We start from the raw sequence: 13724 nt of genomic DNA, 5'->3' as shown, positions 1-13724 counted from the left end.
CTTCTCCTGTTCAAAAATACCTCGGGGAGTGTGAGGGGCCGGCCCCTCACTCCGACGGCCACCAAGGACAAAACCCTATGCGATTTCTGCCAATCCTGACCACGCTCGCCTCCCTCCTTTCCAGCACCGCGCTGGCCGATGAAATCTGGGTGACCAACGAAAAAGACGACACCGTCAGCGTGATCGACATCGACACGCTTGAGGTGATCCAAACCTATGACGTTGGCGAACGCCCCCGTGGCATCACCTTTTCCAAGGATCATTCCGTGGTTTATATCTGTGCCTCCGACAGCGACACGGTGCAGGTGATGGACCCCGCAACCGGCAAGATCCTGCACGACCTGCCCTCGGGCGAAGACCCCGAACAATTCGTGCTCCACCCCGACAACCGCCACCTCTATATCGCCAATGAAGACGACGCGATCACCACCGTGGTCGACACCCAGACCCGTCAGGTCGTGGCCCAAATCGACGTCGGGATCGAACCCGAAGGCATGGCCGTCAGCCCCGATGGCAAGATCGCGATCACCACCTCGGAAACGACGAACATGGCGCATTGGATCAACACCGAAACCCAAGAGCTTTTCGCCAACAGCCTCGTCGACAGCCGCCCGCGCCACGCCGAATTTGCCAAGGACGGCACCGAGCTTTGGGTCAGCTCCGAAATCGGCGGCACCATCACGGTGTTTGACGTGGCCACACAGGCCGAGAAGGCCAAGATCAGCTTTGACGTCAAGAACATACACCCCGACCGGGTCCAGCCGGTGGGGTTTGAATTCACCAATGGTGACAGCCACGCCTTTGTGGCGCTCGGGCCGTCAAACCATGTCGCTGTGGTCAACGCCGACACCTATGAGGTCGAGGAGTATATCCTCGTGGGCCGCCGTGTCTGGCACATGGAATTCAACGCCGACCGCTCGCGCCTGTTCACCACCAACGGCGTGTCGGGTGATGTCACCGTGATCGACGTCGCGGCGCGCAAAGCGCTCAAATCCATCAAGGTCGGTCGCTTCCCCTGGGGGGCCGCCTTCCGCCCCACCAATTGACCCGTAAGGTGCGCCGTCCGCCCCACCAATTAACCCGTGAGGTGCGCCGCCCCGGCCACCAAATTTGCAGCCCACCCGTTCAAAGGACCGTGTTCATGCGCCGCCTCCTCCTCTCTGCTCTTCTCGTCGCCCTGCCCGTCACCGCCTTGGCCGACGAACACAAAGGCTTCGGCCTCGCCGGCATTCTGTCCGCCTCCAACAAAGCCGATCTTGAACCGATCCAGCTCAGCGCCGGCATGCCGCTGACCTCGGCCCCATGGGAGCTGAAATCCGGCACCTACTACGAGTTCGAAATCCAAGGCGACGGCAGTCAGGAACTGGCGCTGATCGGCCCCGAATTCTTCCGCGCGATCTGGATTGATGAGATTGTTGTCGAAGGGCTAGAGATCCGCCCCCTTGGCCTCGACAGCATTGAGTTTGATGAAGCAGGCGAGATGGAAATCGGTTTCGTTGCGATCAAACCGGGGTCATATTACCTCAAGATCCCCGGCTCCACAGGAGAGACCCAACGTCTTGACATCACCATCAGATAACGGCCTCGCCATTGACGGCCTGAGCTTCTCGTACGGCACCAAACAGGCGCTCGACAACGTGTCGCTGCACGTCGTGCCGGGCACCTTCTGCGCCCTGCTCGGCCCCAATGGCGCGGGCAAATCGACGCTGTTTGCCCTGCTGACGCGGCTGTTCACCGCGCCCAGCGGCGGTATCGAGATCGGCGGGTATGACCTGCGCACCGCCCCCCGCGCCGCGCTGGCGCAAATGGGGGTGGTGTTCCAGCAAACCACCCTCGATCTCGACCTCACCATCCGCCAAAACCTGAGCTACTTCGCCGCCCTGCACGGGTTGTCGGGCCGCGACGCCAAAACGCGTATTGACGGTGCCCTCGACCGGCTCGACCTCACTGCGCGCGCGCATGAAAAGTGCCGCGCCCTCAACGGCGGCCACAAACGCCGCACCGAGATTGCCCGCGCGCTGCTGCATTCCCCCCGCTTCCTCCTGCTCGATGAGCCGACCGTCGGCCTTGACGCCGCCACCCGCGCCGATATCACCGCCCATGTGCATGGCCTCGCCGCCGACCAAGGTCTAACCGTGCTCTGGGCCACCCACCTAACCGACGAAGTCGCCGACACCGATCAACTCGCCATCCTGCACCAAGGCCGCATCATCGCCTCGGGCACCGCCGCCGATCTGCGCGGGCCCCACAGCCTTGGCGCCTATTTCCTCACTGCCACCGGGGCACCAGCCCCCACCCTGACCCCCACCTGACCCCCGCCCTTCTCTGGCTCGAAAATATCCCCGCCGGAGGCATGAAAGTTCTTAGACCCGCATGACCCCGCACGCCTATCTCACCGCTCTGCGCGCCATCGCCCTGCGCGAAGCCCTGCGCTTTGTGCACCAACGCGAACGTTTCATTGCCGCGCTGGTGCGCCCGCTGGTCTGGCTCTTGGTCTTTGCCGCCGGATTTCGCGCCGCTCTTGGCCTGTCGATCTCGCCGCCCTATCAAACCTACATCACCTACGAGACTTATATCCTGCCCGGTCTCTGCGGCATGATCCTGCTGTTCAATGGCATGCAAAGCGCGCTGTCGCTGGTCTATGACCGCGAAATGGGCTCGATGCGGCTGCTCTTGACCGCGCCGCTGCCGCGCTGGTGGCTGTTGTTGTCCAAGCTGATCGGCGCAACGCTGATCTCGATCCTGCAATGTTACGCCTTCCTTGCAGTGGCCTGGGCGTTTGACATCACGCTGCCGCCTTGGGGCTATCTCACCGTCCTGCCGGCCTTGCTGATTGCGGGGCTGATGCTGGGGGCGCTGGGGCTGGCGTTGTCTTCGCTGATCAAACAGTTAGAGAACTTCGCGGGGGTGATGAACTTCGTGATCTTCCCGATGTTCTTCCTGTCGTCCGCGCTCTACCCACTGTGGAAAATGGCCGAAAGCAGCGAGCTTTTGCACGACATCTGCGCCGCCAATCCCTTCACCCACGCGGTCGAACTGATCCGCTTCGCGCTTTATGCCGAGGTCAACCTGCCCGCGCTCGGCTGGACCCTGCTGGCCACCGCCGTCTTTCTGGCGCTGGCCTTTTGGGGCTATGACCCCGGCCGCGGGTTGATCCGCCGCAAGGGCTAAAGCCTACCGCCCGTCCAGCCACCCCGGCAAATGCCCGATATCGGGCAGCACCACGTCGGCGTAAGGGGCCAGCACCTCGGCTGTTGCCGGTCCGGTCAGCACACCAACGGTCACCATCCCCGCCCGCCGACCGGCAAGCAGATCATGCACACTGTCGCCCACCATCGCCACGGTCTCTGGCGCCACATCAATCGCCTCGGCAAAGGCCAAAAGCGGCTCTGGCCCCGGCTTCATGCCAAAGCCGCTGTCGAACCCGGCGATGAAGTCGAAATGCCCCGTAACAGCGGCGGTCTCCAGATGCGCACGGGCCGAGACTTCGGTGTCATTTGTCACCACCCCCAGCCGCAATCCACGGGCCGCCAGCCCCGTCAACAGCGGGTCCAAAGGCACCGCCGGATGCAGCGGCGCGTGGCTGGCGCTCCGGATCAGGAACAGCTCGACCTCATCGACCGGCTGCCCCGGCATCACCCGCGCAAGGCACTCCGCCGCCTCGCGGTTGGTGCCGGCAATCACTGGGCTGTCGGGGAAAAACGTCTGGGCCTCGAGATCATAGCGCGCCGACCCGGCAATCGCCCGGCGCAAGGTGTCATCGCCGCCCGACAATTGCGTGATGACATCCCCTGCCCAGAGATCCCAGGTGGCGGAAAAATCAAACAGCGTGCCGTCTTTGTCGAACAGCACAGCCGAAAGTGCGGGCGTCGCGGTCATGTCCAATGCACCTGCTCACCACCCGGAAGCGCCGCACGCGCCATCATCACACGATCATAGGCCAAGCCATTGGAATCACAGAACCGGATCACCCAGGCATCATCCATCAACAGAAAATCCAACACCGATCCCAGAAATTCGGGCTCGTTCGCCCGCGCGCGCAAGTCCACCTCGGAAACGCCGCTCGCCCCAAGGAAGACCCCGATCAAATCCTCTTCTCCCACCAGCCACGCCAAGGCCTGTAGCCCCAGCGTTTCGGCAGATTCCCGCGTATATGCCATGCCGTCTCCCGTAAAAATTACCCCATGGAAAGGTTTTCTTAACCGTTCACGACAAAGACTTGTGATAACGTTTAAGCAAGTCGTGAGGAGTCTCCAGTGGCACGGCAAATCCTGATTGTCGATGCGGTTGCCACAAATCGTATCGTTCTCAAAGTGAAACTGACTGCGGCCTTCTACGAGGTGACGCAGGCCACAAGCGCGGCCGAGGCCCTTGAACACGTTCAAATCCAAGCGCCCTCGCTGATTATGATCGGTGGCATCGGCGATATGAGCCCGGTCGCCTTCTGCACCAAGCTGCGGACCATTGCGGCGACGGAAAGCTGCCCCATCGTGATGCTGGCGACCGAGAACTGCGCCGAGGCACGGCTCGCGGTGCTCAATGCCGGGGCCAACAGCATTCTCGAGCAACCCTGCTGCGATGCGCTGCTTTTGGCGCGGTTGCGGGCCCTGTTGCGGGCGCATGAGACTGAGGCCGAAGTGCAAACCCGCGAAGGCACGCACCGCGCGCTTGGACTGTCCGAGCCTTCGGCGCAGTTTGAGATGCCCGGTCGGATCGGCGTGATTGCCGGCAACCGCCGCAGCCTGACGGGCCGGATGAGCGATCTGCGCGCCGCCACGTCGCACCGGATCGAGCTGATGTCGCCACGCGATGTGTTTTACCCCGATGCCGGGCCAGAGGCAAAGCGCCCGGTTCCGCCCTCAGATGTGTTGATCCTTGCCCTGACCGGGGCCAACCCGGAGGCCGAATTGCAGATCATCCCCGATTTGCGCGCCCGGATGGCAACGCGCGACGCCGGGGTGTTGGTGCTCGCCCCCGAGGGTGACGGCAGTGCCGCCGCAACGGCGCTTAACCTTGGGGCCGACGATGTTGCGCCCGCCGACATTTCAACCGCAGAGATCGCGCTGCGGGCAGACCGGTTGATGGCGCGCAAACGCATGTCGGACCGGCTGCGCAGCACGGTGCAGGAAGGGCTGCGCGCCGCTGTCACCGACTCGCTCACCGGGCTGTTCAACCGGCGTTATGCCATGCCGTATATGTCGCGGATCGCCGAGCGGGCGGCGCGGCTTGGCCGCCCCTTTGCCGTCATGGTGGCGGATCTCGATCACTTCAAACGGGTCAATGATCGCTACGGCCACGCCGCCGGCGACGCGGTTTTGGCCGAGGTCGCACAGCGGCTGCGCTACAATCTCCGCGCTGTCGATCTGGTCGCGCGCATCGGCGGCGAAGAGTTCCTTGTGGTGCTGCCCGACGCCTCTGATCTCAAAGCGGATCGCATGGCGCATCGCCTGTGCGCGGCGATTTCGGACAGGCCGTTCGCCATCCCCGGCCAGGACGATCCGATCAATGTCACCGTCTCGATCGGCGTAACAACCGCGCATGTCGCGCAAAAATCAGCCACGTTCAGCACCCCTGACACGCTGCACCCCGATTTGCGGCCAGAGATCCTGTTGCGCCGCGCCGACGCGGCCCTGTACGAGGCCAAAGCCCATGGCCGCAATCAGGTCGAGCTGAGCCGCCCTGCCGCGTAGCGCGCGCTATTTGCGCTTGCGCCCGCCATGTTCCAAAGCCTCGGCCACCCGGTCGGCAAAGGCGGCTCTATCGTCCACGCTCATCGCCGCGACATGCGCCACCAAGGCCGCCTGCCCGCGGGCCTGACGCGCCGCAGCCCGCTCATTCTGGCGTTGCAGCACCGCAGAAAACGCATCCACGTCAAACGGTTCGGCCCTGAGCAGGCCAAGCGCCTCCTGATACTCTGCCCGCACCCGCGCCCGCATCTCATCGCGCGACCCTTCGGCGCGCATGTCGCGGAACAGCTTGCGGCCGATGTCCTGCCTGTCTTCGCGCCGAAGCGCTTGGGTATACGGGGCCACCGCATCGCGCGCATTGCGCGGCATCCCCTCACGCGGCCCGCCGTTCCAGACGAAACCGGCTACAACCCCGGCAATCCCGAGGTTCACAGCCAGCGACAGAAAGAACACCACCCGCAGGCCAAGCGACATGCGGCGCGCAGGTGTCCCGGCCTGTTCGGTCTTGTCCGTCATGATCAGCTTTCCTCCAGATCGAATTCAAAACCCGACACCGGGTCGTACAGCGCTGTGTCGCTGGAATAATACAAAGACGCCGTATCGCTTAGCCCGTCTGGCGGGCTGATGCCCAGCCACACCCCGCAGATCGACGTCGCGGCCAGTCCTGCAAAGGCGGGCCAGCCACCCAAGGCTGCACCGATCTGTGCCCAAAGGCCGGGGCGCGGCGGCGCACGCCGCACTGGCAAAGCCGCCGTATCAAACCCGGCCTGAACGTTTTCGGCATCCGCCAAAATCCGCGCCATCAGGTCGGGCGATACCTCGGGCACCTCCGCCGCGCGCGTCTGGCGCGCTTCGTCGAACAGCGTATCGAGGAACATGTCCTCACGAGATGTCTCAGTCCCGGTCATCGGTATACCCCAGTTCTGCCTTTCGGCCCTCAAGCGCCCGGGCCAATGCCCGTTTGCCGCGCGCCGTAAGGCTTTCCACGGCCTCGACGCTGATCTCTAGTATGGCGGCGATCTCGGGATTGCCCAACCCCTCGAGATGCCTCAGTTCCACGGCCTGCCGCTGCCGATCGGGCAGCTCGGCCAATGCCTCGGACAGCGCGGTTTGGCGCGCTCTTTCCTGCATTTGCGCGGGCACATCGGCGGTGTCATCCGCCGGTTCGCCCGCGTCATCAAGCGGCGCAAGCCTGCGCCGTTTGCGCAGCCGGTCCGTTGCCAGATTGGCCACGACGCGCCACAGCCACGTGCTGACCTGTGCCTCGCCCTGCCGCCAGTCCGGCGCGATTTTCCACAGCCGCATCAACGCATCTTGCGCCACGTCCTCGGCCTCGGCCCGGTCGCCCAGCATACGGAACGCCTGGGCAAAAACGCGTGGCGTCAGCCGCACCGTCAATGCGCGCGCGGCCGCGCCGTCACCATTGGCATAGAGTACCAAAAGCGCCTCGTCGCTGATCCCGTTTGTTGCGTCCAGAGCCATATCCATTCCCGGGGCCTAGTTGGTTTTTGCCCTCTTGGAAACCGCCTGCGCCCTGCGCACGGTCCCGTCGTTGCCTCTGGTGCCCCTCTTTAAGAAATCAAAGAGGGGCACCGACGAGGGGAAAGCAGGGGATGAAAAGCTTCCCCCAAGTTCGTTTACTGCTCGGCGGGGGCCGGTGCAGCGCCGCCGCGACGGGCCTCAAGACGGGACTTGGCACTGTCGAATTCCTCTTGCGAGAGGGTGCCATTGCCATCGGTGTCGGCCAGCGCAAAGATCTGATCGAACATCTGGCCGCGACGGGCCTCGCGCTGTTCACCGCCGCGCTTCATGCCGCGCTCGCCGTCGCCACGTTTGCCTTCGCTGCGCTTGTCATCGCCACGTTCACCGTCGCCGCGTTTGTCGTGATCGCGGCCCTGCTTGTCGCTGTCGCCACGCGCATGGTCACGGCCCATCTTGCCGCGCATCTTGCCCTTGGCGGCGTCCATTTCCTCGGCACTGATCGCGCCATTGCCGTCGGTGTCGAGCCGCTCGACCATACGATCGAAACGCGCCTCGCGCTTGGCATCCGCCGACGCCTTCAGCTCATCCGCTGTAAGCTCGCCATCGCCGTTGGTGTCGGCCTTGCTGAACCGGGCTTTCGCCACATCCATCAGCTCTTCTTTGGTGAGGCTGCCATCGCCATCCTGATCAAAATGCGCGAACTCAAGGCCGGCCACGCCGCCCATTTTTCCGCCCATGCTGCCCTTGGCCAACGCGCTGGTCGCCGGAACGCTCAGTGCAATCACGGCCATCAGAGCCGATGTGATCAGTGTGTTGCGTGTCTTGCTCATAGTAGAGTCCTTTCGGTTTCCTGCTTGTGCATCCCAAGGTCTTTTGCCCTGCGATCTGAACTTCAAACGGCCCGCGGCGGCAGTTCCGTCGCCGCTGTCGCAAATATTTTGGTCACGAGGCCGTGAGCGATTTCGCGACATCCCGACGCAACCCGCATTTGTTAGATGTTTTTTGACCAACAACACCCATACTCTGTTGTCAGCGAGTGAGGTCGTCATGAAAAATATGCAGTTTGCCGAGCATGAGCCGGTAGGCCCTATCGGGGTTTCCCCCGATGGGATCGAACAATCCCCATCCGTTTCGGCGGAGCGTGAGCTTTGGCCCGCCCTGTGGAAGGGCTGGCGGCGCAAATGTCCCAACTGTGGCAGTGGGCCGATGTTGTCGGGTTATCTTAAGGTGCGCAGCGCGTGCCCGGTGTGCCGCGAGGCGCTGCACCATCACCGGGCCGATGATGGCCCGGCCTATCTGACCATTCTGATCGTTGGACACCTGATCGCGCCGCTGCTTTTGATCACGTTCACCACGTTTCGGCCCGAACCGATGGTGCTGTTTACCATCTTTGCCGTTGGCACCATTGCGCTGTCGCTCTATCTTCTGCCAAGGCTGAAGGGGGCGGTTGTCGCCTTTCAGTGGGCGCGATTGATGCATGGCTTTGGCCATGTCAAACCGGGGGCGAAACGCCCCTGACGGGGGCGATATGAGCGAGATCGACAAATCCAGACTGCGCGACGCGGCGACTGTCATTGTTCTGCGGGACCGTGCCACCGCCCCGCGCATTCTGGTCGGCCAGCGCGGCGCGGCGGCGGCGTTCATGCCCAACAAGTTTGTCTTTCCCGGCGGCGCCGTTGATGCCGCCGATGCCGATATTCCGCTGGCGCGGCCAATCTCTGCGCCCTGCGCCGAACGCCTGCGCGAGGACAGCGCCAGCGATCTGAGCCATGCGCTGGCCGCCGCCGCGATCCGCGAGCTGTGGGAGGAGACCGGCCAGATCCTTGGTCGCCCCGGTGACTGGCCCGGCACCGCCCCGGGCGATTGGCAAGAGTTCGCCGCGCGGGGCCTTTTGCCCGATGCCGCCCCGCTGCAATTTGTGTTTCGCGCCATCACCCCGCCGGGCCGCCCCCGCCGTTTTGATGCGCGGTTCTTCCTGATCGACGCCGATGACCTCGGCTCTGACCCGGATGATTTCTCGGCCGCCTGCGATGAATTGAGCCACCTGCATTGGGTCGCGCTCGAAGAGGCCCGCGCGCTGGATCTGCCGTTCATCACCGAGGTGGTGCTGGCCGAAATCTCGGCACGGGTGCAGGATCCGGCCCCGCCCGCCTCGGTGCCGTTCTTTCGCAATGATGACGAGGAAAGCCTGTTTCTGCGGCTGCGCGGCACGCCAATGCCCGACTGACCTTAGGCCAGCAGCACCAGCCCAAGGATTGACCCGGTCAACAGCGTGATGCCGAACATCTCGCGCCGCGAAATCGCCTCGCGGAACACGAATACCGTGACAAAGATCGAAAAGATCAGCTCGACCTGCCCGAGCGCTTTCACATAGGCCGCGTTTTGCAAGGTGAAGGCGGTGAACCAGCAGAACGACCCCAGCATCGACGTTGCCCCAACCAGCGCCGCCACCCGCCATGCGCCCAAGACGCGCGACACCTCGCCGGGTTCGCGCAGCGACAGCCAGACCAGCATCGCCACCGTCTGCATCGCCGTCACCAGCGCCAGCGCCAAGCCCGCGCGCAACAGCGGATTGTCGCTGGCAATCGCCAGGGTCGCGCCGCGATAGGTCACGCCGGAAATCGCGAACAACAGCCCCGACGTAAGGCCAAGGCCGGTCGCCCGGTTCCACATCCCGCGCAGGCTGAACCCGGTGTCGGGCGCGCCCGACAACACCAGCACCCCGGCCAGCCCCAACAGGATCGCGGCAAAGCCCAAGGGCGAAACCCCTTCGCCCAGCACCAGCATCCCCACCATAACCGCCTGAATGACTTCGGTTTTCTTAAAGGTGATCCCGACGGCGAAGTTGCGCGACTTGAATATCATCACAACGCAGACCGTGGCCAATATCTGCGACACGCCCCCCGCGATGGCATAGGGCCAGAACCGCGCCGGCACCTCGGGCACGCCCTGCCCGCTGATCCAGAGGTAAAGCGCCACCCCAATCGCCACCAGCGGCGCGGAATAGACAAACCGCGCAAACGTGGCCCCGCCCGCCGATAAGGTGACGGTGCTAAGATGCTTTTGCAGCATGAAGCGCAGCGTTTGAATGAACGCCGCAAAAAGGGTGACGAGGATCCACAATTCCATGCCGCATGTCTGCGCCGAAATATGGCGGATGACCAGCCTGTGGCGGGCCTAGGCCCGGCGGCCCCAGGTGATCCCGGCCCAGAACCGTTCGTAGAGCACGTAGGTGACAAACCCGATGGCCGAGTTGATCAGTGCCATCGTCCCGCCCACCGTCATCGATCCGGTGAACACGAGGCCGACACCGCTCATCACCACCAAGCCGATGAACATCCAGATCCCGCCTTTGACCAAGGTGCGCCGTTGCGTGTCCATTGTGCTCTCCTTCTGCTCGATCCACACCCTTGGGTAGCCTGCGTTTGGCCTGTGGCGTATTCCGAATATGATTAACAAAATTCCACAACTGTGATTTAATCAAACACATGACCAAAATTATCGACAAACGCGAACGGGCGGGCCTGTTTCGCACACGTCTGGCCAGCGCGCTTAAATCCGCCGGGTCCAACCAGAGCGCGCTGGCCCGCGATATTGGCGTCGACCGCTCGACCGTGTCACAGCTTTTGTCCGGTGCCGGGGCGCGGCTTCCCAATGCACAGGTGGTGGCCGAATGCGCCCGCGCGCTTGGGGTGTCGGCCGATTGGCTGTTGGGCCTGTCGGACCGCCCCGAAAGCGCCGCGCGGATGGTGGCCGAAGCCTTCCAGCTTACCCAAGCGCCGCGCGCCTTGGTGGATCAGCAGATCTTTGATTGGCACCTCGAGGCCGAGGGCTATAAAATCCGCCATGTGCCCGCCGCCCTGCCCGACATGTTTAAAACCCGCGAGGTGATCGATTGGGAATACGCCGCCCATCTGGGCCGGACCGCCACGCAGGCCATCAACGCCTCGCAGGAGAAACTGGACTGGATGCGCAATTCGGCCTCGGATTACGAAATCGCCATCCCGTTGTACGAGCTCGACAGTTTCGCCCGTGGTGTCGGCTATTACGCCGATGTGCCGCGCCCGATGCGGGTTGCGCAGCTTGAGCGGCTGCACCGGCTGGCCGCCGCGCTGTATCCGCGCCTGCGGCTGTGTCTGTTTGATGCCCGCCGGCTGTATTCCGCGCCGATTACCATCTTTGGCCCGTTGCAGGCGGTGATCTATGTCGGCAGCAATTATCTGGCCTTCCGCGATACCGAGCGGGTGCGCGCCTTTACCACCCATTTCGATCATCTGGTGCGCGAGGCTGCCGTGCCCGCCCGCGATCTGCCCACCTTTGTGACCGGATTGCTGGGCGAAATCTAACGACGTCAGGTCTTGGGCGCGTTCACCGCCGGGGTCACGCCTGCCCGTTTAAGCTGCGCCTCGCGCAGGGTGATAAACACGACAGACCCCAGGATCAGCACGCCGCCCATCACCACAAACACATCCGCCGGTTCGCCAAAGACAACTGCCCCCAGCAAGACCGCCCAGACCAATTGCAGGAACGTCACCGGCTGGGTCACGGTCAACGGCGCAGCGCGGAATGCGAAGGTCATCGCCAAATGGCCCCCGGTGGCAAAGCTGGCGATGGCAAAGCTGATTGCGATGGTCCAGAGATCGGGCGTCACCCAGACCGCGAGCGCAAAAGGCGCCAGCCCGATGGTGACCGTGATCGACAGCATCGCCACGATCAACGCGGGCGAAAGCTCGTCCGAGAGGATCTTGGCCAATAGGTAAGAGACGGCAAACAGCAGCGCGGTGCCCAGCATGGCAAGGTGCCCGGGGTTCAGCTCGCGAAATCCGGGCCGCAGGATGATGACCGCCCCCACCAGCGCCACGCCAATGGCAAAGATCCGGCGCATGGCAAGCTTTTCCCCCAGAAACAGCGCGGCTGCGATGGTGACATAGACCGGCGAGAGGTAGTTCATCGCCGTCACCTCGGCGATGGGGATGCGCGTCATGGCAAAGAACCACAGGATCACACCCAGCGTGTGCACCGCGCCGCGAATGCCAAACAGTTTCCACTGTCGCGCGCTCATCCGCGTGGCCAAAAGCGTCCGCGCGAAGGGCACAAGGAAGACCAGCCCCAGCACATAGCGCAGGAACGCCGCCTCGGCCGCCGGGACCGCATTGTCGAGATATTTCACCAGCGCCGTGACCGCCACAAAGCAAAGCCCCGTGACCAACATCCAGAATACACCAATGACAGGAGAGGGTTGCGTCTGTGTCATCCGCGCATCAAGCCTCGGCTTGCGGCAATGTGCAAGGTGCCATCACTCATCCCAACAGCAGTTTGGCGGCAATCGCCCACATCGTCAGCCCCACGATCACGTCGAGCACCTGCCATGCGCGCGCCGAGGCAAACAGCGGGCGAAGGGCGCGCGCGCCGTATCCCAGCGCAAAGAAGAACACGAATGAGGCGCTGACCGCGCCGATGCCAAAGGCCAGCCGATTGTCATATTGCGCCGAGATCGAGCCGATCAGCACCACGGTGTCCAGATAGACATGCGGGTTAAGCCAGGTCAGCGCCAGACAGGTCAGCACCGCCGCCCGCAGGCTTTGCGTGCTGTCGCCCGCGCCCGTCAGCGCCTGTCCGCCCGCAAGCGCCGCCTTGAAATTTCGCGCGCCGTACCAGATCAGAAACACCGCCCCGCCCCAGCGCATCACGGTTTCAAACAGCGGCACCGCCTCGGCCAGCGCGCCGAACCCGGCCACCCCCGCCGCGATCAGCACCGCATCGCTGACCGCACAGGCCAAGACCACCGGCAACACATGTGCCCCGCGCAGCCCCTGCCGCAAGACAAAGGCGTTCTGCGCCCCGATTGCGAGGATCAGCGAAAAGCTTAGAGCGAAACCCGCCAAAAGTGCCTGCATGTCCACCCTTTATGCCCTGCGCTGCGGTTTCAACTGCATGGGACAGCCCAGCGCCACCAGCCAAGCCTCGTCACAGGCCGCTGCCACCTGTTGGCCAAGCAGTCCGGCCGCATCGCGAAAGGCGCGCGCCAAGGCGTTTTCCGGCACAATCGACAGGCCAACTTCGTTTGTCACCAGAACCACCGGCGCAGTCTGACGTTGCAGCGCCGCCACCAGTCGGTCCGCCTCGGCCTGCCAATCGCTGCCTGCCAGCATCAGATTGCTGAGCCAAAGCGTGAGACAATCCACCAGCCGTGGCCCGCCGCCGTCGCTCTGCTCCAGCGCCGCCACAAGATCATGCGGTGCCTCGACCGTATGCCACTTGGCCCCGCGCCCCGCCTGATGGCGGGCAATGCGCGCGGCCATCTCGCCGTCGCCAGCCTCGGCCGTGGCGATATAAACCGGCTGGCCCGGCATCGACAGCACAAGCCCTTCGGCAAAGCTGCTTTTGCCCGACCGCGCGCCGCCGGTGACGATGATCCGCCGTGCCATTGCTGTGCTCTCGCCCCCTGTTTGGTTCGGCGCAGACCTTCCTGCGCGACGCCTGGATTGTCGAGGGGAAATAAAACCTAGCAAATCACTCGGATATCGGTTGCAGACTCCGCGGCAATCTATTACC

General features: G+C 63.7%; 19 protein-coding genes. 8 read left to right on the top strand and 11 right to left on the bottom strand.

Going from position 1 to position 13724, the window contains the following annotated elements:
• Window positions 1–77 precede the first annotated feature (77 nt).
• The 4 genes from ACW9UO_RS15590 (at window position 78) to ACW9UO_RS15575 (ending at window position 3171) form a co-directional block, all read left to right on the top strand.
• Complete coding sequence (locus ACW9UO_RS15590) at window positions 78–1046, top strand: YVTN family beta-propeller repeat protein (RefSeq protein WP_457086688.1); 969 nt, start codon at window positions 78–80, stop codon at window positions 1044–1046.
• A 95-nt stretch (window positions 1047–1141) separates the two neighbouring features.
• Window positions 1142–1579, top strand: a complete 438-nt coding sequence (locus tag ACW9UO_RS15585; RefSeq protein WP_457086687.1) for a cupredoxin domain-containing protein — start codon at window positions 1142–1144, stop codon at window positions 1577–1579.
• Window positions 1560–2312, top strand: coding sequence for an ABC transporter ATP-binding protein (locus tag ACW9UO_RS15580; protein WP_457086686.1), 753 nt, complete (start codon window positions 1560–1562; stop codon window positions 2310–2312). Before ACW9UO_RS15585 ends, ACW9UO_RS15580 begins: the two co-directional genes overlap by 20 nt.
• 61 nt (window positions 2313–2373) lie before the next feature.
• Window positions 2374–3171 carry an ABC transporter permease gene (locus ACW9UO_RS15575; RefSeq protein ID WP_457086685.1) on the top strand — a complete coding sequence of 266 codons (798 nt, stop codon included), beginning with the start codon at window positions 2374–2376 and terminating at the stop codon, window positions 3169–3171.
• A 3-nt stretch (window positions 3172–3174) separates the two neighbouring features.
• Here the strand turns inward: ACW9UO_RS15575 and ACW9UO_RS15570 are convergent, their stop codons facing one another.
• Together ACW9UO_RS15570 and ACW9UO_RS15565 are read right to left on the bottom strand one after the other, a co-directional pair.
• Window positions 3175–3879, bottom strand: coding sequence for an HAD family hydrolase (locus ACW9UO_RS15570; protein WP_457086684.1), 705 nt, complete (start codon window positions 3877–3879; stop codon window positions 3175–3177).
• Window positions 3876–4160, bottom strand: coding sequence for a DUF3572 domain-containing protein (locus ACW9UO_RS15565; RefSeq protein ID WP_457086683.1), 285 nt, complete (start codon window positions 4158–4160; stop codon window positions 3876–3878). The genes ACW9UO_RS15570 and ACW9UO_RS15565 overlap by 4 nt, the downstream gene beginning before the upstream one ends.
• Before the next feature lie 96 nt (window positions 4161–4256).
• Between ACW9UO_RS15565 and ACW9UO_RS15560 the strand changes: the two genes are divergently transcribed.
• The gene (locus ACW9UO_RS15560) at window positions 4257–5690 is read left to right on the top strand and encodes a diguanylate cyclase (protein ID WP_457086682.1); all 1434 of its coding nucleotides are present in this window, start codon (window positions 4257–4259) and stop codon (window positions 5688–5690) included.
• A gap of 6 nt (window positions 5691–5696) precedes the next feature.
• On the opposite strand, the gene ACW9UO_RS15555 is transcribed toward ACW9UO_RS15560, so the two are convergent.
• The 4 genes from ACW9UO_RS15555 to ACW9UO_RS15540 all read right to left on the bottom strand — a co-directional run bounded on the left by ACW9UO_RS15555 (window position 5697) and on the right by ACW9UO_RS15540 (window position 7999).
• Window positions 5697–6203, bottom strand: a complete 507-nt coding sequence (locus ACW9UO_RS15555; RefSeq protein ID WP_457086681.1) for a periplasmic heavy metal sensor — start codon at window positions 6201–6203, stop codon at window positions 5697–5699.
• 2 nt (window positions 6204–6205) lie between these two features.
• Window positions 6206–6595, bottom strand: coding sequence for a hypothetical protein (locus ACW9UO_RS15550; protein ID WP_457086680.1), 390 nt, complete (start codon window positions 6593–6595; stop codon window positions 6206–6208).
• Window positions 6582–7175 carry an RNA polymerase sigma factor gene (locus ACW9UO_RS15545; protein ID WP_457086679.1) on the bottom strand — a complete coding sequence of 198 codons (594 nt, stop codon included), beginning with the start codon at window positions 7173–7175 and terminating at the stop codon, window positions 6582–6584. The genes ACW9UO_RS15550 and ACW9UO_RS15545 overlap by 14 nt, the downstream gene beginning before the upstream one ends.
• Window positions 7176–7324: 149 nt before the next feature.
• Window positions 7325–7999, bottom strand: coding sequence for an EF-hand domain-containing protein (locus ACW9UO_RS15540; RefSeq protein WP_457086678.1), 675 nt, complete (start codon window positions 7997–7999; stop codon window positions 7325–7327).
• Window positions 8000–8216: 217 nt separating this feature from the next.
• Here ACW9UO_RS15540 and ACW9UO_RS15535 point away from each other — a divergent pair, with 217 nt between their 5' ends.
• Together ACW9UO_RS15535 and ACW9UO_RS15530 are read left to right on the top strand one after the other, a co-directional pair.
• Complete coding sequence (locus ACW9UO_RS15535) at window positions 8217–8687, top strand: DUF983 domain-containing protein (RefSeq protein ID WP_457086677.1); 471 nt, start codon at window positions 8217–8219, stop codon at window positions 8685–8687.
• Between the two features lie 10 nt (window positions 8688–8697).
• Window positions 8698–9396, top strand: a complete 699-nt coding sequence (locus tag ACW9UO_RS15530; RefSeq protein ID WP_457086676.1) for an NUDIX hydrolase — start codon at window positions 8698–8700, stop codon at window positions 9394–9396.
• Window positions 9397–9398: 2 nt separating this feature from the next.
• Here ACW9UO_RS15530 and ACW9UO_RS15525 read toward each other — a convergent pair whose 3' ends face one another.
• Both ACW9UO_RS15525 and ACW9UO_RS15520 read right to left on the bottom strand, forming a co-directional pair.
• On the bottom strand, window positions 9399–10298 hold the full coding sequence (locus ACW9UO_RS15525) for an EamA family transporter (protein ID WP_457086675.1): 900 nt from the start codon (window positions 10296–10298) through the stop codon (window positions 9399–9401).
• A 48-nt stretch (window positions 10299–10346) separates the two neighbouring features.
• On the bottom strand, window positions 10347–10550 hold the full coding sequence (locus ACW9UO_RS15520; RefSeq protein WP_457086674.1) for a DUF2061 domain-containing protein: 204 nt from the start codon (window positions 10548–10550) through the stop codon (window positions 10347–10349).
• Window positions 10551–10657: 107 nt separating this feature from the next.
• Between ACW9UO_RS15520 and ACW9UO_RS15515 the strand changes: the two genes are divergently transcribed.
• Window positions 10658–11515: a helix-turn-helix domain-containing protein gene (locus ACW9UO_RS15515; protein ID WP_457086673.1), complete on the top strand. Its 858-nt coding sequence runs from the start codon at window positions 10658–10660 to the stop codon at window positions 11513–11515.
• A 5-nt stretch (window positions 11516–11520) separates the two neighbouring features.
• Here ACW9UO_RS15515 and ACW9UO_RS15510 read toward each other — a convergent pair whose 3' ends face one another.
• Genes ACW9UO_RS15510 through cobU form a run of 3 tightly spaced genes read right to left on the bottom strand, consistent with a single transcriptional unit; the run spans window position 11521 to window position 13597 of the window.
• Window positions 11521–12423, bottom strand: coding sequence for a DMT family transporter (locus ACW9UO_RS15510; RefSeq protein WP_457086672.1), 903 nt, complete (start codon window positions 12421–12423; stop codon window positions 11521–11523).
• A 46-nt stretch (window positions 12424–12469) separates the two neighbouring features.
• Entirely contained in the window at window positions 12470–13066 is a 597-nt protein-coding gene (locus ACW9UO_RS15505; RefSeq protein ID WP_457086671.1) for a LysE/ArgO family amino acid transporter, read from the bottom strand.
• A gap of 9 nt (window positions 13067–13075) precedes the next feature.
• On the bottom strand, window positions 13076–13597 hold the full coding sequence (gene cobU, locus ACW9UO_RS15500) for a bifunctional adenosylcobinamide kinase/adenosylcobinamide-phosphate guanylyltransferase (RefSeq protein ID WP_457086670.1): 522 nt from the start codon (window positions 13595–13597) through the stop codon (window positions 13076–13078).
• Between the last annotated feature and the right edge of the window lie 127 nt (window positions 13598–13724).

Source organism: Marinovum sedimenti (assembly GCF_054052205.1).
The sequence above is the reverse complement of the archived record's forward strand: the minus strand, read 5'-3'. Positions and strand labels throughout refer to the sequence as shown.